Below are 20,309 nucleotides of genomic sequence, written 5' to 3' on the forward strand. Positions count from 1 at the left end.
ATGGACCTTCAGACGTTTCTGCAACAGCAGCCCACCGACTACGCCGACACCCAAGCGTTAGGTCGGTGCCTGCGGGCGCTGGTGGAGGCTGGCCTGGATCAGTTGCCGCTGCCCGGCAGTGGCCGGACGCTGGAACGCTTTCAGCGCTTGGCCGAGGTCGGTGGCCACGACCTCGGGTTGTGCAAATTGTATGAAGGCCATACCGACGCGCTGGCCATCATCCAGCAACTCGGCGGCTCGCCAACGCCTGCCAGCACCTGGGGCATGTGGGCCGCCGAGCCGCCGCAAGCCAAGGTTCGGCTCAGCCCTTCGGGGCACATGGTGTTGCTCAATGGGCGCAAGGCCTGGTGCTCGGGCGCGGCGGTCCTCAGCCATGCGTTGCTCACGGCCTGGGATGAGCAGGACCGCCAGCAATTGGTGGCGGTGGCGCTGGACCAGCCGGGGGTGAACATCACCGCTGATGGCTGGCACGCGGTGGGCATGGGCGCCACCGGCAGCGTCGAAGTGCTGTTCGAAGGGGCCGAAGCCCAAGCCATCGGCAACCCCGGCGACTATTTGCAGCGGCCCGGTTTCTGGCAGGGCGGAATCGGGATTGCCGCGTGCTGGTATGGCGCGGCGCAGAGCATTGCCGAGCGCTTGCGCCGGCACTGCGCGCAACGGCCGGAACCCCATGCCCTGGCGCATCTCGGCGCGGTCGACCGTGCATTGCACGCGGCGGCCGAAGTGCTGCGGGTCAGTGCCTTGACCATCGACACTACACCGCTGGACGACGCCGAGCTGCTGGCCCGGCGCGCCCGAGCCGTGGTCGAACACAGCGCTGAACAGGTGATCCAGCACGTCGGCCATGCCCTCGGTGCCGGCCCTTATTGCAAGGATCGACAGTTCGCCCGGTTGATCGCTGACTTACCGGTGTTCCTGCGCCAAAGCCACGCCGAACGGGACCTCGCCGCCCTCGGCCAACAGGTGGTCAACGGGGCATGGACGCTATGAAAGCCAACCCCATCGTCGGCCAGGGCACGCCGCTGCACCTGTGGCAAACCTCCCGGCATCTGGCGCAATTGCCGGTGATCGACATTCTGGAACTGGTGCCCGAAGGCGCTCGCGCGGTGATCATCGCCCCGCACCCGGATGACGAAGTGCTCGGTTGCGGCGGCTTCCTGCAATTGCTCGCCGCCGCTGGCCGGTCCTTGCAGTTGATCTCGGTCACCGATGGCAGCGCCAGTCACCCCGGCTCCCGGCGCTGGCCCGTGGAGCGTTTGAGCGCGGTGCGACCTCAGGAGTCCGCCGAAGCCCTGCGCCGGCTCGGCCTGCCGCTACACAGCCTGAAATGGCTGCGCGGAGGCTTTGCCGACAGTCAGGTAGCGGCGCGGGAAGCCGAGTTGAGCGCGTTCATCGAACGTCACTTGCGCCCCGACGACGTGGTCTTCAGCACATGGCGCGAGGACGGCCATTGCGACCACGAAGCCGTGGGGCGGGCCAGTACCGACGCGGCCAAGCGGGTCGGCGCAACCCTGCATGAACTGCCGGTCTGGACCTGGCACTGGGCAACCCCGGAAGACAGTTTTGTACCGTGGCATCGCGCCCGGAAGATTCTGCTCGACCCGCATTTGGTCGCGCGCAAGCGCCACGCCATCCACGCCTTCGCCAGCCAGCTGGAAGGCGATCCGCAGGTCGGTCTGCCGCCGGTGCTCGCGCCCTATGTGCTGGAGCGATTGCTGCAACCCTTCGAAGTGGTGTTTCTATGAGCGTCGAGGATCGCTATTTCGACGGGTTGTTCTCAGGCAGCGATGACCCGTGGGCGTTTCGCCAACGCTGGTACGAACAACGCAAACGCGCGGTCACCCTCGCCGCCCTGCCCCGACCGCATTACCGCGCGATCTTCGAACCGGGCTGCGCCAACGGTGAGCTGAGCGCCGAACTGGCCGGCCGCTGCGACCGCTTGCTGTGTTGTGACACCGCGGCCGCCGCCGTCGCATTGGCCCGCACACGCTTGAGCCTGTTCGACCACGCCGAAGTCCGGCAAAGCCGTTTGCCCGCCGAGTGGCCCGAGGAAAAATTCGACCTGATTGTGATCAGCGAGATCGGTTACTACCTGGATGCCGACGACCTGAAACGCCTGATCGTCCAGGCGGAGCAGTCACTGACGGCCGACGGCCAACTGCTCGCCTGCCACTGGCGTCCGCCTATCGACGGCTGCCCGCTGAACGCCCGCCAGGTCCATGACTTGCTCCACGAACATTTGCACTTGCCGCGCCTGGTCTTGCATCAGGAAGCGGATTTCCTGTTGGAACTCTGGAGCCGAGAACCCCGCTCCGTGGCGTCTCTGGAGGGCTTGCGATGATTGGAATCCTGATCCCGGCGCATAACGAAGAAGACCTGCTCGAACCGTGCATCCGCGCGGCCCTGCGGGCCGGGTGCCATGCACAGCTGGAGGGTGAACCGGTGCTGGTGCTGGTGGTGCTCGACAGTTGCACGGACCGCTCGGCACAGATCGTCGCGCAATACCCGGTGCACAGCCTCGCGATCAACGCCCGAAATGTCGGGGAAGCCCGGGCTGCCGGGGCGCGCTATCTGCTGGAACAGGGGGCACGCTGGATTTCCTGCTCGGATGCCGACAGCCTGGTGTCGAAGGATTGGCTGGTGGCACAGCTGGCCCTCGGCGCCGACGCGGTGTGCGGTACGGTGACGGTCGATCAGTGGACCGCCGATTTCGACGAGTCAGCACAGATTCGCTATCGCCAGCATTACCAGGCCCGGGACGGTCACCGGCATATTCACGGTGCCAACCTGGGCATCAGCGCCGAGGCGTATCAGCGCGCTGGCGGGTTCGAACCGCTGGCCTGCGATGAAGATGTGCAACTGGTGCGGCAGCTCGAACGCTGTGGCGCGAATATCGCCTGGAGCCATCAGCCGCAAGTGCTGACCAGTGCGCGTCTGGACAGTCGGGCACGGGGTGGTTTCGGGGATTTTTTACGGAATCTAGTACAGATGGACTAAAAAAAACCGTATCAGATTGCGTAGTCACGCGACGAATGCACTTGTATGAGCAATACTCTGCTGGCCGCAATCCAGGGTTCGGAGCGCGGCACATTGCTATCAACCAGCCTTCACGGGTCGGCCAGGCTTGAACATTCAAGTGGCATGACTGAGGGCGAGACAGAACAAGGACGTAGCCATGAAAACGGTTTACCTCAACGAAAGTACCCTGCCGACACAGATCTGGAACAACGCTGCGCAACTGGACAACATTCCGGTCATCAACACTCAGAGTCTGGTCCCCGAAGGCGCACGCGCCGTGGTGATCGCGCCTCACCCCGGCGACGAAGTGGTCATGTGCGGCGGCTTGCTGCAACTGCTGTCTACCCTTGGCCACCCCCTGCAATTGATCTCGATCACCGACGGCAGCGCCAGCCACCCCGGCTCGCAGCAATGGTCGGAAAAACGCCTGAGCGTGTTTCGACCGCAGGAAAGTGTCGAAGCCGTGCGCCGCCTCGGTTTGCCGATGCACAGCCTGAAGTGGATTCGCGGCGGCTTCACCGATAACGCCCTGGCCGAGCGTGAGCAGCAATTGAGCCACTACATTGCACGCTACCTGCGACCGGGGGATGTGGTGTTCAGTACCTGGCGCGAAGACGGCATCGCCGATCACGACGCGGTCGGCCGCGCTGCCGCCAGGGCAGCGGCAATTGTCGGTGTGGCGTACCACGAACTCCCCGTCTGGGCCTGGCACTGGCCGATGCGCGAACAAGGGATGATCCCTTGGCACCGCGCGCGCAAGGTGCGCCTCGACACCTGGACCATCGCCCGCAAAAGCCACGCCACCCACGCCTACGCCAGCCAACTCGACGGCGAACCGGCCATCGGCATTCCCCCGCTGCTGCCCAAGGCGCTGCTGGAGCGGATTCGATTACCGTATGAAATCGTGTTCGTCTAAGCCCGTTCTGAACGCTATGGGCGCCAGGAAGGCGCCCACTGTCATCCCATCCCCGTCGCGCCCAGCCTCTCCAGTACAAACGCGATAAACGCATTCAGCTTTGGCAGCGACTTCTTTGAGCGTGGATAGACCATTTGCACAGGCTTGGGCGCTGGCACACAAGCCTCCATGATGGTCACCAGTTCACCTTTGAGCAGCGCAGCCGCCACGAGGAAATCGGGCTGCATCAATATCCCGCCGCCGGCAATGGCGGCTTGAAGAAGCACCTGACCGTCATTGCTTTTCAATACCGCACGCTCGGGCCAGGGCACCTGTTTATTGCCGTGCCGCAGCGGCCAGGCGAATCGATTGTTCCAGGACGTATGGGTCAGAATCCGGTGTTTATAAAGGTCTTCCGGGGTTTGCGGTGCTTGCCACTGGTCCAGATAGCCGGGGGCGGCGCAGATCACCATCCGGTACGGCGGCAGTCGTGTTGAAACCAGATTGGCCCCAATCAGCTCGGAGATGCGGAACGCCAGATCGTAGGTGCTTTCGTACAGATCCACGACTTCATTGCTCAGGATCAACTCGATGTGGACATCCGGGTAACGCTGCATGAACTCGGCAATCAGCGGACCGACCAACGACACGCCCAAGGTCATCGGCGCCGTGATCCGTAACAGCCCGCCCGGTTTACCCGTGGCTTCTTCAACCCTGCTGAAGGCGTACTTCACCTGTTCCAGCGCGATTTTGGACTCTTCATAAAACAGCCGCCCCTCACCGGTGACCGATTGCCGGCGGGTGGTCCTTTGAATCAATTTGGTGTTCAACGCCGTTTCCAGGCTCTGAATATGTCGGCCCACCATCACTGCGGACATACCGACCTGCACGGCGGCTTCGGCAAAACTGCCGGCCTCCACCACGGCGACGAACACTTCCATTTGCCTGAGTTTGCTCATCTCAACAGGTCCAGGCGCCAGGGCCATCCACATCCAGTGCGTACCGCTCGATGCACTGTGCGCAGACGCTGCGATCGAGATGACCTTCGTCGGCCAATGACGACAGGGCCGCGAGCACGATGTGGTAGCGATCCACTTCGAAAAAGTCGCGCAGCGCCGCCCGTGTGTCGCTGCGGCCAAAGCCGTCAGTGCCAAGCACCGTGTAGCGCGACTCGAGGTAGGAACCGATCAGTTGCGGCAGCGCGCGCACATAGTCCGACACGGCAATCACCGGCGCGCCTTTTGGCAGGCAGTCGGCCAGATGGCTGCTTTTCGCGATCTGTTGCGGGTGCAGGCGATTCCAGCGTTCGACGTCGCGAGCTTCCCGCGCCAGTTCGCTGAAACTGGTGATGCTCCAAACCTCGCTTTCAATCTGCCATTCGCTCGCCAGCAACTCGGCGGCGGCCAGCGCTTCGCGCAGGATCGTGCCGGAACCGAGCAACCGCACCTGGCCTCGCGCTGTCGGCGACGCATGCTCGCTCAAGCGGTACATGCCGCGAATGATCGATTGCTCGACCCCTTCAGGCAACGTGGGTTGCGCGTAGTTTTCGTTCATCAGGGTGACGTAGTAGAACTCGTCGACCTCGCGTTCCATCATTTGGCGCATGCCGTGATCGAGGATCACCGCAAACTCACCGGCAAACGCCGGATCGTAGGCGCGACAGTTGGGGATGGTGGATGCGATCAGATGGCTGGAGCCGTCCTGATGCTGCAGCCCTTCGCCGCCGAGTGTGGTGCGTCCGGCCGTGGCGCCGAGCAGGAAGCCGCGGGCACGCTGGTCGGCGGCGGCCCAGATCAAGTCACCGACGCGCTGGAAACCGAACATCGAGTAGTAGATGTAGAACGGCAGCATGCGCAGGCTGTGCACCGAATAGCTGGTGGCGGCCGCGACCCAGGAACTGATGGCGTTGGCCTCGCTGATGCCCTCCTCGAGAATCTGCCCGTCGGTGGCTTCGCGATAGCTGAGAATCGAACCGATGTCCTCCGGCTCATAACGCTGCCCGACGCTGGAATAGATACCAATCTGCCGGAACAGGTTGGCCATGCCGAAGGTGCGCGCCTCGTCCGCGACGATCGGGACGATGCGCGGCCCCAGTTGTTTGTCCTTGAGCAGATTGCTGAGCATCCGCACGAAAGCCATGGTGGTGGACATTTCCTTGCCGTCGGCTTGGGTCGAAAACTCCGCGTAACCGTTGATGGGCGGCACTGCCACCCTGGCCGCGTCGCGGTTGCGCACCGGCAGGCTGCCTCCCAGTTGCGCACGGCGCTGGTGCAGGTAACGCATTTCGAGGCTGTCGTCGGCCGGTTTGTAGAAGCTCAACGCGGCGGCCTGATCGTCCGTCAGCGGCAACTGGAAGCGGTTGCGAAAGGCAATCAGCGCCTCGCGATCCAGCTTCTTCTGCTGGTGCGTGGTCATCTTGCCCTGCCCGGTCGCGCCCATGCCGAAGCCCTTCTTCGTTTGCGCCAGGATCACCGTCGGCTTGCCTTCGTGCAGACTCGCCGCGCGGTAGGCGGCGTAGATCTTGAGCATGTCGTGACCACCGCGCTTGAGGCCGTCGATTTGCTCATCACTCAGGTCTTTTACCAGGCTGGCCAGCGCTTCGTCCTGTCCGAAAAAGTGCTCGCGGTTATACGCGCCATCCTTGGCGGCAAAGGTCTGGAACTGGCCATCCACCGTTTGCGACAGCGTGCGCACCAGCAAACCACTGGCGTCCCGCGCCAGCAGCGGATCCCAATCCGAGCCCCAGACCAGTTTGATCACATTCCATCCGGCACCGCTGAACAAGGCTTCCAGCTCATCGATGATCCGGCCATTGCCGCGTACCGGCCCATCGAGACGCTGCAGGTTGCAGTTGACCACCCAAGTCAGATTGTCGAGCCCCTCGCGGGCGGCCAGGGTCAGCGCCGACATGCTTTCCGGTTCATCCATTTCACCGTCGCCAAACACGCCCCACACCTGCCGGTCTGTGGTGTCCTGCAAACCGCGATGCTGCAGATAGCGCATGAACCGCGCCTGGAAAATCGAGCTGATCGGACCGATGCCCATGGACCCGGTGGGGAACTGCCAAAAGTCCGGCATCAACCACGGATGCGGGTAACTCGACAGTCCCTGGGCACCGGCCTTGCGTGCGCTGAGTTCCTGGCGATAGTGCTCCAGGTCGGATTCACTCAAGCGCCCTTCGAGAAAGGCACGGGCGTAGATGCCCGGCGCGGAATGCGGCTGATAGAACACCAGGTCGCCGTCGAATCGCTCGCCCCGTGCGCGGAAGAAGTGGTTGAAGCCCACCTCGAACAGATCCGCCGCACTGGTGTAACTGGCGATGTGGCCACCGAGCTCGCCATAGGCCTGGTTGGCGCGCACCACCATGGCCAGGGCATTCCAGCGCATGATCGAGGCCAGGCGTTCTTCGGTGGCGAGGTCGCCCGGGAAGCGTGGTTGCTGTTCGACCGGGATGCTGTTGATGTATGGCGTGTTAGGCGAAGGCTGCCAGGCAATCGCGGGATCACGGGCGATGTCGCTCAGCATATCGAGCAACTGCCGGGCCCTTTGCGGTCCTCGGTTGGCCACCAGCGATTCCAGGGATTCACGCCATTCCTGAAGTTCGTCGATGTCGGCCTGGTCGTGCGCACTGACAGGGTTAATGTAATCAAAACGGCTCATGGCACCCTCCTCGCTTTTTTATTAGTCTATGCCGCAGCCAACAACTTTTCTGACTGTTCTACCCCCCAACTTCCGCGCTCGGCGGCATAAAACACTTCGAATAATAAAAGTAGAAGCACAATGAACTTCGACAGCATCGACTTGAAGATCCTCAGAGAACTGCAACGCGACAGCAGCCTGTCCAATGTCGAGTTGGCCAAGCGCGTTCATCTTTCACCGTCGCCGTGCCTGACCCGGGTCAAGGCGCTGGAAGCGTCCGGGTGCATTCGCGAGTACGTGGCATTGCTGGCGCCAGAGCATCTGGGTTTGCGCTTGAACGTGTTTATCTCCATCAGCCTGAAGCAGCAGGGCCGGGAGTCACTGCAGAATTTCGAGCGCGCTATCTGCGAGTGCGACGAAGTCATGGAATGTTATTTGATGACCGGTGATGCCGACTATTTGATCCGCGTGGTCATGCCGGACATGCAGGCGCTGGAACATTTCATCATCGAACGGCTGTCGCCGATGCCGGAAGTGGAGAAGATCCGTTCCAGTCTTTCGCTAAAACAGGTGCGTTACAAAACCGCCCTGCCGTTAGGCAAAGAACACTGAGCGGCAATGGGTGATTGATCACGCAGGTCTGCATTACAAACTTGAGGTTTTATAACTACTAACCTTGAGTGGGTTTATTACCGGCGGCGTTATCCATAGAGTCATCGTGAATACAGTGAAGGAAGAGGTCTTATCAAATGCCAACCGTACTGGACAAGGCGCTGAATGCATTCGCCCGGGCCGAGCTACTGCAAGGCGCTACCCCGATTCAACGCGCCGAGCGTCTGGAACAGCAACTGAACCTGCGGGCCCAAGGTGTCAGGCTCTTTCTCAAACGCGATGACCACATGCTCATCGGCGGGGGCGGCAACAAGTTGCGCAAGCTGGAATTTCACCTTGGCGCGGCATTGCAGGACGGTGTCGATACCGTGATTACCGTGGGCGGTATTCAGTCCAACCACGCTCGACTCACCGCCGCCGTGTGCGCCCGCCTGGGCATCGCCTGCGAATTGTTCCTGACCCGCTCGGTGCCCAAGTCCGAGGTTGATTACGAGCTCAATGGCAACGTTTTGCTGGACCAGCTCTTTGGCGCCGCACTGAATGTGCTGGCCAAAGGCACGGATTCCCTGGCGATGGCTGAGGCACGGGCCACTCATCTGCGGCAGTCGGGGCGCAAGGTACTGGTGATTCCCACGGGCGGATCGACGCCACTGGGCAGTCTGGGTTATGCCCGTTGCGCCGCGGAGATTGCGCAACAAGAGGCTGAATCGGGCGTGCAGTTCACGCAGGTCATCGTCCCGAATGGCAGCGCAGGCACCCATGCCGGGCTCGCCGCCGGGTTCGAACTGCTGGGGCGCGGCGCGGCGACCGTGCAGTCCTGGTCGGTGCTGTCTGATCGGGATACCTCCGCTGCCAGGACCCTGCAGCTGACCCAAGAGGTGTTGGCGCTGCTGGGCAGTCCGACCGATCTCCAGGCGCAAGCCATCGATGTCGATGGCGGTCAATTGGGAGAAGGTTACGGCCTGCCCACTCAAGCCATGCTGGAGGCCGTGCGGCTGATGGCTCGTTGCGAAGGTCTGCTGGTCGATCCGGTGTATTCCGGCAAAGCCTTCGCCGGGCTGGTGGCCAACCTTCGACAAGGACGCTACCGCGCCGGCGACAACGTGCTGTTTGTCATGACCGGCGGAACACCGGGCCTGTATGCCTATCGGGAGACATTCGACACCGAGTGACGCATGAGCCATTTGGACTGAACTGCCCGCCCCCCTCACGAGTCGCATGCATAAGTAACCCTGATTCAGAGGAGCGAACGTGACCAGTGATCCCAAGGGGCAGGCCGCCGCATCAGTCCCCCTGAACACACCCCCGGCGATTCATCGACTGCGGGTGCTGACGGTCAACACCCACAAAGGCTTCACCGCGCTCAATCGGCGGTTCATCCTGCCGGAGTTGCGCGAGGCGGTGCGCAGTACCTCGGCGGACCTGGTGTTCCTCCAGGAAGTGGTTGGCGAACACGAGCGGCATTCTTCCCGCTACAACGAATGGCCGCAGATGTCGCAATACGAGTTCCTGGCCGACAGCATGTGGAGTGATTTCGCCTATGGCCGTAACGCGGTGTACCCCGACGGTCACCACGGCAACGCGCTGCTGTCGAAGTACCCGATCCGTGAATTCCGCAACCTCGACGTGTCGATCACCGGCCCCGAGCGTCGCGGCTTGCTGCACTGCGTACTGGACGTGCCGGGCCACGCCGAAGTCCATGCGATCTGCGTGCACCTGAGCCTGCTCGAAAGCCACCGCCAATTGCAGCTGCAGTTGCTCTGCCAGTTGCTGGAATCCCTGCCCGACGATGCGCCGGTGATCATCGCCGGGGATTTCAACGACTGGCAGCTGCAAGGGAATGCCGCCCTCGCCCGGCGTGACTACCTGCACGAAGCCTTCGAACGCCATCACGGCCGCCCCGCGAAGACCTATCCGGCGCGCTTTCCGTTGCTGCGCCTGGACCGCATCTACCTGCGCAATGCCAGCAGCCATCACCCGACAATCCTCGGCACCCGGCCCTGGACGCACCTCTCGGACCATCTGCCATTGGCGGTGGAAGTGCATCTGTGAATCGCACATCTGGCAGAACCATTCGTCAGCAGCCCTACCCGCCACCAGAAAATGCGACTACACCTTAAAAAAGCTAAGGAGCAGCGCATTCAATTCGTTAGGGCATGGGCCTCACGCAGTTCATGAATTAGGGTTAATACGCAGTCCGGCGAACCACCAAGGATGACATCCCGAAACTCGAGAAGGGATTCGCCATGACGCGTTACGCCCGACTGCTGCGGTCAGTGCCGCAGGTCTTCGTTGTACCCGCCTCACTGCTGATTTTCGTCAGCCCTCCCGCTTCCGGTGCCTGCACGTTGATTGCCGGTCCTGGCAACGATTCCTTCATCTGCGACAGCGCCACCAGCGGTCCATTGACCGATCTGGCGGGCAATAACAGCCTGACCTTTCCGGTCAACGGCAGCGGACGCATCAACGGCAACGTGACGTTCGGCGCCGGTATCGACTCGGTGCAGATGGACTCCGGCACCCTTGCCGGCGCGCTCGATCAGGGCAACGGCAACGACAGCCTGCGTATCAGCGCCGGGCAAATCACCGGGGCCGTGAGCCAGGGCAATGGCATCGATGATTTCGTCATGAGCGGCGGCACGATCCAGTCCCTCGCCCAGGGCGATGGCCGCGACACCTTCCTGATGACCGGCGGCACGATCACCGGTGCATTCGAGGACGGTGATGTGGCGAGGATGACCGGCGGCACCATCGGCCGGGTCGACATGAAGCTCGATAACAATATTTTCGACCTGTCCGGCGGGCAGATCCTCGGCAACCTGGTGACCGGGTTCGGCACCGACACCATCATCGTGTCGGGGGGACGAATCGGCGGCAACATCAGTGTCAGCGGCGGCAACGACAGCATCACCGTGACCGGCGGCGAGATCGTCGGTGAAATCCGCGCCAGCGTCGGTGACGACACATTGCTATGGAATGGCGGCGGCATCATCCGTTCGGCGATCCTGATGGCCGAGGGCAATGACCGCGCAACCCTGAGCAATCTCGACGAAAGCACCCTCGCCCTCACCCCGAGCCTCGATGGCGGTCCCGGCAACGACCTGCTGACCTTCGATCACACCACAACCTCCACCGCCGCCCGCTACATCAACTGGGAAACGCTCAACCTGAGCAACGGCGCGCAATTCAACCTCGACGGCAACTTCGTGCTTGGCGACAGCGCCAGCGGCACCGGCGTGTTCAACATCGATAGCAGCAGCACCCTGACCTCTGCCCAAGGCAGCATCACCCCGTTCACCGCCGGGCGGTTTGCGACCCTGAACAACGCCGGGGTGATCGACCTCACCAGCGGCAACAGCCGCACCAGCGACACCCTGACGGTGCAAGGCAACTACGTCGGCAACAGCGGCCAACTGCTGCTGCAAAGCGTGGTGGGTGACGACACTTCCCCCAGCGACAAACTGGTGGTCAATGACGGCACCTTGACCGGCAGCACGGTGATCAGCGTCAGTAACCTAGGCGGCGTCGGCGGTCTGACTCAGCAAAACGGCATTCAATTGGTCCAGGCCCAGGGCACGGCCGTCAGCGACAACAGCGCGTTTGTCCTCAGTGGCCCGATATCGGCGGGTGCCTACGATTACCGTCTGTTCAAGGGTGGCGTGACCGCGGGTACCGAGAACAGTTGGTACCTGCGTTCGGCGGTGGTCGCGCCGGCGATCTTGAGCATTCCCAATCCCGATCCGGCCTTGCCGCCGACACTCGTGGCGGCAGCCGCGACACCGGTGGCGGCGGCCACGCCAACGATCGTCAGCATTCCCAACCCCGATCCAGCCTTGCCACCAATCCTCGTGGCCGCAGCCGCGACGCCGACGGTCATCAGCATTCCCAACGCCGACCCAACGCTGCCACCGACCCTCGTCACGGTGCCCGCAGCGGCGGTCGGCAGTTCGCCGCTGCCGGTGCTGCCCGCCGCCATACCCGGTGCGGCGCCGATTCCGTTGTACCGCCCCGAAGTTCCGACCTGGTCGGTGCTGCCACCCGCCGCCGCACAATTGACCTTGAGCGCCCTCGGCACCTTCCATGACCGACAAGGCGATCAGCGTTTGCTCACAGAAACCGGTGCCTTCAGCGCGGGTTGGGCCCGGGTCTATGGCAAGAACTTCGACCAGACCTGGGCCGGCACCGTGACGCCACGGCTCAACGGTTCACTCAACGGTTTTCAGGTGGGCAACGATCTGTACAGCTCACAAACCGACCGCGGACAAACCCAGCGCACCGGGTTCTTTGTCGGCCACACCCGTTTGCAGGGCGATGTCGATGGTTTCAACGAAGGCTTCGAGGGCAAACGCGCCGGCAGCGTCGAACTGGAAGGCGACAGTTACGGCCTGTACTGGACGCTGACCGATCCCAAGGGTTGGTACGTCGATACGGTGGTCATGGGCACCCGATTTGACGGCGACAACCGTTCCGAACGAGGCCTCAAGCTCGACAACCGTGGCCATGCCCTGACGCTTTCGGCGGAGGCCGGCTACCCGATTGCGCTGGCCGGCAACTGGGTGGTGGAACCCCAGGCGCAAGTGATCCACCAGAAGATTTCCCTGGACAGCCAGGACGACGGCATTTCCCGGGTGTCCTTCGACTCCGATGGCGCCTGGACCAGTCGTCTCGGCGCACGCCTCAAGGGTCGCTACGAAGTCAGCGGCCGACCGCTGGAGCCGTATCTGCGGGCCAATCTGTGGCACACCTTCTCCGGCACCGACACGGTGACGTTCGATCACGTTGACCGGATCGAGAGCGAACAGAAATCCTCCAGCGCCGATCTCGGGGTCGGGGTGGTGCTGAGCCTCGATTCCTCCGTGAGTGTGTACGCCAGTGCCGATTACACCAGCAATATTGACAGCAATCAGTTGCGTGGCGTGGTCGGTAACGTGGGGATCAGGATGAGCTGGTAGGTGTTTAGCCAACTATCAAACACGCCTGACCGGACAGTTTTTTGATGATTTTTTGTACAAACAATCACTTATGGACACGCCAGAAAACAGACACTTGCAATCGCTAAAATAGCCATACCACTTATCGGCCATTTTCTTGACGCAAGGCCAGTGGTCTTCTTAGCTACACCTTACTACCCCCGGAAATACCACCAGGGGCAAACCTTCAGACACCCGTTAAAACGGGCGCCTCAGGCTTGCCTCACTCCATTCGGTCGCCCCTCATTCGGGGTAGGAGAGACGCCAAAGCGAGAACGGCATGCGTGTGCAAGGTAGACCTCCATGAAAACCTCATTCACCCCACAAGAGATCAAAATCACTGTTTGCACAGTCTCGAGCACACTCCTGCTGTGTTCATCCATGGAGGTGAAGGCCGGTCCTGCCGAGGATGACGCCAGCCCTTGGTATCGCCAAGAGGTGCCGTCACTGACCTTGCCCAACGTCGCCGCCACCTACCCGGGTCGCTACACCTTCAACCCGGACTTGCGAAGTTCACACCTGACCACCGAAGACGCCGCCCCCGTTGCCTGGGATCAACTCTACGGGCAGGCGTCACGCCAGGCCGAAACCGATGTTCAGTCCGAGGGTTTTGCGATCCCCGGCTCAGACGATTTCAAAGGACCGGCCATCCTGACCCTGCAGAGCAGCAGCGGTCATGTGCAACGGGTCGGGCTGCTCGGTGGTACCAGCCAATACCAGGGCAACAGCAACGGCCTGTTGAATAGCCGCGCGATGGTCGACCCCGGCAATGACACCCTCAACCTGCAAGGCCAGAGCCTCGGCGCCTACTGGAGCCTGACCGGCCCCCAAGGCTGGCACGTGGACTTGACCGCCAGCGGTGGCCGGGTCAATGGCTACAGCCGTGATGCCCAGGGCATGCGGCAAACCGCCGAAGGCAGCGCAATGACCGTGTCGGTGGAAGGTGGCTTTCCTATCGGCCTGGGCGATAACTGGGTGGTGGAACCCCAGGCGCAGTTGATCAATCAACGCATTACCCTGGACACACCCTATGCTGGCGCCAACAACGGGACCTCCAGCGACTTGTCGTCCTGGAGCGGCCGGGTCGGTGCGCGGTTGAAAGGCAGTTACGACATCAACGGCCTGCCGGTCGAACCCTATGTGCGGACCAACTTGTGGCACACGGTGTACACCGGCACCACTGTGACGCTGGACCAGGTGGACAAGATCAGCAGCAGCCGCAATTCATCGACCGTGGATTTGGGTCTGGGCCTGGTGGCCAGGGTTTCGCCCACAGTGAGCCTGTACGTCAGCGCCGATTACAGCAGTAACGTGGATGACAATGATTTGAATGGGTTGATCGGGAGTCTGGGGATTCGGATGCGGTGGTGAGGTGATCGTTCCCACGCTCCGCGTGGGAATGCCTCAAGGGACGCTCCGCGTTCCAATGGGACGCGGAGCGTCCCGGGCTGCATTCCCACGCGGAGCGTGGGAACGATCAGGAGCTAGCCCTCCGGCCGCAAGATCAACACCGCCAACGGCGGCAGGTTCAACACCAGCGACAATGCCTGGCCATGGCTCGGCTCTTCCTCGGTAAACGCCCCGCCACCATTGCCGTAGTTGGAACCGGCATAGGTGTCGGCATCGCTGTTGATCACCTCGGCCCAGCGCCCGGCAAACGGCACGCCGATGCGATAGGCCGGACGCGGCACCGGAGTGAAGTTGGCCACCACCAGCGCCGGCCGACCGTCCTTGCTCCAGCGCATAAAGGCATAGACGCTGTTAACCGCATCATCGCCGATCAACCACTGGAAGCCTTGCGGCGCGTCGTCCTGATCGTGCAGCGCCGGTTCTTCGCGGTACAAGCGGTTGAGGTCGCCGACCAGTTTCTGCACACCTTTGTGCTCGGAGTACTGCAACAGGTACCAATCGAGTTGCTGATCGTGATTCCACTCGCGCCACTGGCCGAACTCGCAGCCCATGAACAGCAGCTTCTTGCCCGGATGCGCCCACATGAAACTCAGATAAGCCCGCAGATTCGCGAATTTCTGCCAGCGATCGCCCGGCATCTTGTCGATCAGCGAGTGCTTGCCGTGCACCACTTCATCGTGGGAAATCGGCAGGATAAAGCGCTCGGACCAGGCGTACACCAGGCCGAAACTCAGTTCGTTGTGATGATGAGCGCGGTACACCGGATCCTGCTGGATGTAATGCAGCGAATCGTGCATCCAGCCCATGTTCCATTTGTAATCGAAACCGAGGCCACCCTGTTGGGTGTTCTGGCTGACACCCGGCCACGCCGTGGATTCTTCGGCGATCACCAGCGCGCCCGGCGCTTCGAGATCGACCACGTCATTGAGGTGGCGCAGGAAATCGATGGCTTCCAGGTTCTCGCGACCGCCATGGCGGTTCGGCACCCACTCACCGGCCTTGCGCGAGTAGTCGCGATACAACATGGACGCCACGGCATCGACCCGCAGGCCATCGACATGGAAATGCTTGAGCCAGTGCAGCGCCGACGCCAGCATGTAGCCGTGCACTTCGGTGCGGCCCAGGTTGTAGATCAGGGTGTCCCAATCCTGGTGAAAGCCTTCCATCGGATTGGCGTACTCATACAACGCCGTACCGTCGAACTGCGCCAAGCCGTGGGTATCGGTCGGAAAATGCGCCGGCACCCAGTCGAGGATCACGCCGATATCGGCCTGGTGGCAGGCATTGACGAATGCAGCGAAGTCATCCGGCGTGCCGTAACGGGCGCTCGGGGCGAATTGCGACAGCAACTGATAACCCCAGGAACCGCCGAACGGGTGTTCCATGATCGGCATCAGTTCGATGTGGGTGAAGCCCAATTCCTTCACGTAAGGAATCAGTCGGTCGCCCAACTCATGCCAGGTGTACTGGCGGGCGACTTCACCCAGATCATCCAGCTCGCATTGCCACGAGCCGGCGTGCAATTCGTAGATCGACAGGGGTGCGCTCGGTTTATGTTTGTCAGCGCGAGCCTGCATCCACTCATGGTCTTGCCAGTCGATGCTGAGCGGTGAAGCGACTTTCGACGCGGTATCCGGCGGCAGTTGCGTGGCCAGGGCCATCGGGTCGGCCTTGAGCGGCAAAATGCCCTGGGCACCGAGGACTTCGTACTTGTACGCCTCCCCCGCTTGCAGACGCGGGATAAACAACTCCCAGACCCCGGTCGGATGGCGTAAACGCATCGGATGCCGGCGACCGTCCCACACGTTGAAATCGCCCACGACGGAAACCCGTTTGGCATTCGGCGCCCACACGGCGAAACGCACGCCGTCCACGCCATCGACGTTCTTCAGTTGCGCGCCAAGGCAGGCGCTGAGGTCGCGGTGATTGCCTTCGGCGAAAAGGTACAAGTCCATCTCACCGAGCAGCGGCCCGAAACTGTAGGGATCTTCGGCGACTTGCTCGCCGCCGGCCCAGCGGGTGCGCAGTAGATAGGGCTGGGCACGGTCGAAGTGGCCGACAAACAGCCCCGGTGTCTGGGTGGCTTCAAGGTTGCCGAGTTCTTCCCCGGAATCCTTGGCCAACACCTGGACGCTCAGCGCGTCCGGCAAATAGGCACGAATGAATTGCCCGCCATGCTCATCGCCGTGGGGGCCGAGGATGGCAAACGGATCGTGGTGTTCGGCGCGTACCAGCGCGTCAATGTCCCGCGCCCTGGGCAGCAACGCTTCTTTGTGATGCCCCTGTTCCTTGTTCGAGAAACTCATGACTACTCTCCACCAAGATCGGAAAAGGGTTTGAGCCCACTCAATAACCCATACAAACCGTGCAACGGCACCGGCAGCCAAGTGGGGCGGTTTTCCGCCTCATAAGCCACTTCATAGGCCGCCTTCTCCAGGCCGAACAACGCCAGTGCAGCGTCCTCGCCTTCAGGATCTTGCCACGCATGAGCAAGACTAGCTGCCGCCAGCCGATAAGCGTCGATAAATGCCTGTTGCGCTTCATTTAAATAGCGATCAGCGACCCGTTGCCGCGCCGCTTGGGCATCGGCGGTGTTATCAACGTTGTGCACGTTGATCGCCATCGCGGCGGCGTAGTCGAAGGATCGCAATACACCGCTGACATCTTTATACGGGCTGTGCTTGCCGCGACGTTCGCTGAGCGGCCGTGCCGGCTCGCCTTCGAAGTCGATCAGGTAAGCGTCGCCCTTGATCACCAGCACCTGGCCCAAATGCAAATCGCCATGGACCCGAATGCGCAAACCACCCGCGGCTTTTTTGCCCAGTTCCTGGACATGCCCGAGGATGATTTTTTTGTTATCCAGCAAGCGAGTGACCAGTGCTTTGTCCGCCGGGTTCAATTCGTTTTGATGTTGCTTGAGCAACTTCAGCGCGTGCTCCAGTTGCGCCGCCACGTCCTTGGCCGAGGCCAGGGCTTGTTTCTCCGTGGTGACCTGCGGCGCGAAGTCCGGGTTGTCGGTGGTCGCGGCCAGCACCACGTGCATTTCCCCCAGGCGCTGGCCGAGCATGCCGGCGAAATCTTTCAGTTCACCCAAGGCGTTGTAGTGCTGCTCTTGCTCGGACATGGCATCGGCCAGTTCATCGCGCAGCGCACGCTCGAGGTTGTTCTGGGTCCATTCCCAGGCGTCGCCCTGATTGCTCAAGTAGCCCTGGGCAATCATCAGCAGGTTGTCTTCGCCTTGGGCATCGCGACGAATCACCGAACCCAGCAACGGGGAAATGTTGGCGAACCCGGCGTCGGTCAGGTAGGCGCTCATCTCCAGCTCCGGGTGCACGCCCGAGGCAATTTTGCGGATCAGCTTGAGCACCATGCTTTTGCCGACCACCACCGAACTGTTGGACTGTTCGGCGGACAGGTAACGCACTTCGGACTCCGCCGTCAGGCCGAGCTTCGCCAGTTGCGCGGTCGGTTCGAAACGAATTTCACCGCCATCGGACGGCAACACGGTGTTGCTCTGCATGCCCTCCACTACGGTGCGGATAAAGTTTTCCAGGGCAAACGCATCGGTGATCAAACCGACCTGCGGCCCGCGTCGAACCCGCGACAACGCCAGTTGTTGCGGCAACGGCGCGCCAACCTGATCTTCGGCAATAAAGCCGAACGGCAGTTGATAACGGCTGGTCTGGCCGCCGCTGGTGACTTCGATTTCGCTCAACAGCACCGGATGCTGCGGATCGCCGAAGCGCACGCCATAGGCGAGGTTGACCTTCTCGATCACCGCGTCCTTGCCGGCAAACCAGCGACGGTTTTGCAGCCAGTTCGGCAGGATGCCTTGCTCCAGGGTGCCGCGAGATGGCGCTTCGAGCAGTTCTTCCATGCGTTTCTTCAGCACCAGGGTGGTGAAGTCCGGCAGGCTCTGCGCCGGTTCCACGTGCCAGCTCGGCATTTGATTCTCCGCAGCCAATACGAACCAATAGAAGCCGTACGGCGCCAGGGTCAGCAGGAAGTTCAACTGACCAATGGGTGGGAAGGCGTTACCGCCGAGCATCTCCACCGGGACCATGCCGACGTAGGCCGACAGGTCGAGTTCCGCCGCTTGCGCACTGCGAGACACGTTGGCCACGCACAGGATGATTTCGTGCTTGCCATCGGTGCCGGTGAATTCACGGGTGTAGGCCAGGATCCGGCGGTTGCTCGGCGAAAGCATGTTCAGCGTGCCACGCCCGAAGGCCTTGGACTGCTTGCGCACGGCGAGCATGCGTCGGGTCCAGTTCAGCAGCGAATGCGGGTCGCCGGCCTGGGTTTCGACGTTGACCGACAGGTAACCGTATTGCGGGTCCATGATCGGCGGCAGCACCAGGCTGGCCGGGTCGGCGCGGGAGAAGCCGCCGTTACGGTCGATCGACCATTGCATCGGTGTGCGCACGCCATCGCGGTCGCCGAGGTAGATGTTGTCGCCCATGCCGATTTCATCGCCGTAATACATCGTCGGCGTGCCGGGCATCGACAGCAGCAGGCTGTTGAGCAGTTCCACACGGCGACGATCACGCTCCATCAGCGGCGCGAGACGGCGGCGAATCCCCAGGTTGATCCGCGCCCGACGGTCGGCCGCGTAGTAATTCCACAGGTAATCGCGCTCCTTGTCGGTGACCATTTCCAGGGTCAGCTCATCGTGGTTGCGCAGGAAAATCGCCCACTGGCAGTTGGCCGGGATCGCCGGGGTCTGGCGCAGGATGTCGGTGATCGGGAACCGGTCTTCCTGGGCCAGCGCCATGTACATGCGCGGCATCAGCGGGAAGTGGAACGCCATGTGGCATTCGTCGCCATTCAGGCCTTTTTTATCGGTATCGCCGAAGTACAGCTGAGTGTCTTCCGGCCATTGATTGGCTTCGGCCAGCAGCATGCGATCCGGGTAATTGGCATCGATTTCGGCACGGATCTGCTTGAGGACGTCGTGGGTCTCGGGCAGGTTTTCGTTGTTGGTGCCGTCACGCTCGATCAGGTACGGGATCGCATCCAGGCGCAGGCCGTCGATGCCCATGTCCAGCCAATAGCGCATCACCGACAGCACCGCTTTCATGACTTGCGGGTTATCGAAATTCAGGTCCGGCTGGTGGGAATAGAAGCGGTGCCAGAAGTACTGGCCGGCGACCGGGTCCCAGGTCCAGTTGGATTTTTCGGTGTCGAGGAAAATGATCCGGGTGCCGTCGTACTTTTGGTCGTCATCGGACCAGACGTAAAAGTCCCGTGCCGCCGAGCCTTTCTTGGCCTTGCGCGCGCGCTGGAACCAGGCGTGCTGGTCGGAGGTGTGGTTGATGACCAGTTCGGTGATCACCCGCAGACCGCGCTTGTGCGCCTCGGCGATAAAGCGCTTGGCATCGGCCATGGTGCCGTAGTCGGAATGCACGCCACGGTATTCGGCGATGTCGTACCCGTCATCGCGGCGTGGCGACGGATAGAACGGCAACAGCCAAATGGTGTTGACGCCCAGATCGGCAATGTAATCGAGTTTGGCGATAAGTCCGGGAAAGTCGCCGATCCCGTCATTATTGGAGTCGAAAAAAGACTTGACGTGAACTTGGTAGATGACCGCGTCCTTGTACCAGAGCGGGTCCTTGGTGAAGGGTGTGGTCTTGGGTTTCTTCGCCATTTGAAACTCCTGTTGATGATCGTTCCCACGCTCTGCGTGGGAATGCCTCGACGGACGCTCCGCGTTCGGCTCTGGAGGAGACGCGGAGCGTCCCGGGCTGCATTCCCACGCAGAG

Annotated in this window: 14 protein-coding genes; 10 read left to right on the top strand and 4 right to left on the bottom strand. The window is 61.9% G+C overall.

All coding sequences use genetic code 11. From position 1 onward, the window contains the following. From BK667_RS16260 to BK667_RS16280, 5 genes are all read left to right on the top strand, one after another. Positions 1-990 (top strand): acyl-CoA dehydrogenase family protein, encoded by a 990-nt coding sequence (locus tag BK667_RS16260; protein WP_123598243.1) that lies wholly within the window; start codon positions 1-3, stop codon positions 988-990. Beyond that, the gene (locus tag BK667_RS16265) at positions 987-1,745 is read left to right on the top strand and encodes a PIG-L deacetylase family protein (protein ID WP_123598244.1); all 759 of its coding nucleotides are present in this window, start codon (positions 987-989) and stop codon (positions 1,743-1,745) included. The genes BK667_RS16260 and BK667_RS16265 overlap by 4 nt, the downstream gene beginning before the upstream one ends. Beyond that, a complete protein-coding gene (locus BK667_RS16270; protein ID WP_123509641.1) occupies positions 1,742-2,341 on the top strand; it encodes an SAM-dependent methyltransferase in 600 nt (199 codons plus the stop codon). Before BK667_RS16265 ends, BK667_RS16270 begins: the two co-directional genes overlap by 4 nt. After that, positions 2,338-2,997, top strand: coding sequence for a glycosyltransferase family 2 protein (locus tag BK667_RS16275; protein WP_123509642.1), 660 nt, complete (start codon positions 2,338-2,340; stop codon positions 2,995-2,997). The genes BK667_RS16270 and BK667_RS16275 overlap by 4 nt, the downstream gene beginning before the upstream one ends. A gap of 178 nt (positions 2,998-3,175) precedes the next feature. Continuing rightward, positions 3,176-3,934, top strand: coding sequence for a PIG-L deacetylase family protein (locus BK667_RS16280; protein ID WP_123509643.1), 759 nt, complete (start codon positions 3,176-3,178; stop codon positions 3,932-3,934). A gap of 41 nt (positions 3,935-3,975) precedes the next feature. Here BK667_RS16280 and BK667_RS16285 read toward each other — a convergent pair whose 3' ends face one another. Continuing rightward, entirely contained in the window at positions 3,976-4,872 is an 897-nt protein-coding gene (locus BK667_RS16285) for a LysR family transcriptional regulator (RefSeq protein ID WP_123598245.1), read from the bottom strand. A gap of 1 nt (position 4,873) precedes the next feature. Beyond that, positions 4,874-7,573 carry an alpha-ketoglutarate dehydrogenase gene (gene mdeB / locus BK667_RS16290; RefSeq protein WP_123598246.1) on the bottom strand — a complete coding sequence of 900 codons (2,700 nt, stop codon included), beginning with the start codon at positions 7,571-7,573 and terminating at the stop codon, positions 4,874-4,876. 120 nt (positions 7,574-7,693) lie between these two features. Here mdeB and BK667_RS16295 point away from each other — a divergent pair, with 120 nt between their 5' ends. The 5 genes from BK667_RS16295 to BK667_RS16315 all read left to right on the top strand — a co-directional run bounded on the left by BK667_RS16295 (position 7,694) and on the right by BK667_RS16315 (position 14,505). Continuing rightward, positions 7,694-8,164, top strand: coding sequence for an Lrp/AsnC family transcriptional regulator (locus tag BK667_RS16295; protein WP_123509646.1), 471 nt, complete (start codon positions 7,694-7,696; stop codon positions 8,162-8,164). 137 nt (positions 8,165-8,301) lie between these two features. Then, positions 8,302-9,336: a D-cysteine desulfhydrase family protein gene (locus BK667_RS16300; protein ID WP_123509647.1), complete on the top strand. Its 1,035-nt coding sequence runs from the start codon at positions 8,302-8,304 to the stop codon at positions 9,334-9,336. Positions 9,337-9,415: 79 nt separating this feature from the next. Next, positions 9,416-10,216, top strand: coding sequence for an endonuclease/exonuclease/phosphatase family protein (locus BK667_RS16305; RefSeq protein ID WP_123598247.1), 801 nt, complete (start codon positions 9,416-9,418; stop codon positions 10,214-10,216). Positions 10,217-10,410: 194 nt separating this feature from the next. Continuing rightward, positions 10,411-13,116, top strand: coding sequence for an autotransporter family protein (locus BK667_RS16310; RefSeq protein WP_123598248.1), 2,706 nt, complete (start codon positions 10,411-10,413; stop codon positions 13,114-13,116). A gap of 321 nt (positions 13,117-13,437) precedes the next feature. Then, a complete protein-coding gene (locus BK667_RS16315) occupies positions 13,438-14,505 on the top strand; it encodes an autotransporter domain-containing protein (protein ID WP_123509650.1) in 1,068 nt (355 codons plus the stop codon). Positions 14,506-14,618: 113 nt separating this feature from the next. Here BK667_RS16315 and glgB read toward each other — a convergent pair whose 3' ends face one another. Next, positions 14,619-16,850: a 1,4-alpha-glucan branching protein GlgB gene (gene glgB / locus BK667_RS16320; protein WP_123598249.1), complete on the bottom strand. Its 2,232-nt coding sequence runs from the start codon at positions 16,848-16,850 to the stop codon at positions 14,619-14,621. A 2-nt stretch (positions 16,851-16,852) separates the two neighbouring features. Beyond that, positions 16,853-20,194, bottom strand: a complete 3,342-nt coding sequence (gene treS, locus BK667_RS16325; RefSeq protein WP_123598250.1) for a maltose alpha-D-glucosyltransferase — start codon at positions 20,192-20,194, stop codon at positions 16,853-16,855. Positions 20,195-20,309 lie beyond the last annotated feature (115 nt).

The organism is Pseudomonas frederiksbergensis (genome assembly GCF_003732705.1).
Lineage (GTDB): Bacteria > Pseudomonadota > Gammaproteobacteria > Pseudomonadales > Pseudomonadaceae > Aquipseudomonas > Aquipseudomonas frederiksbergensis_F.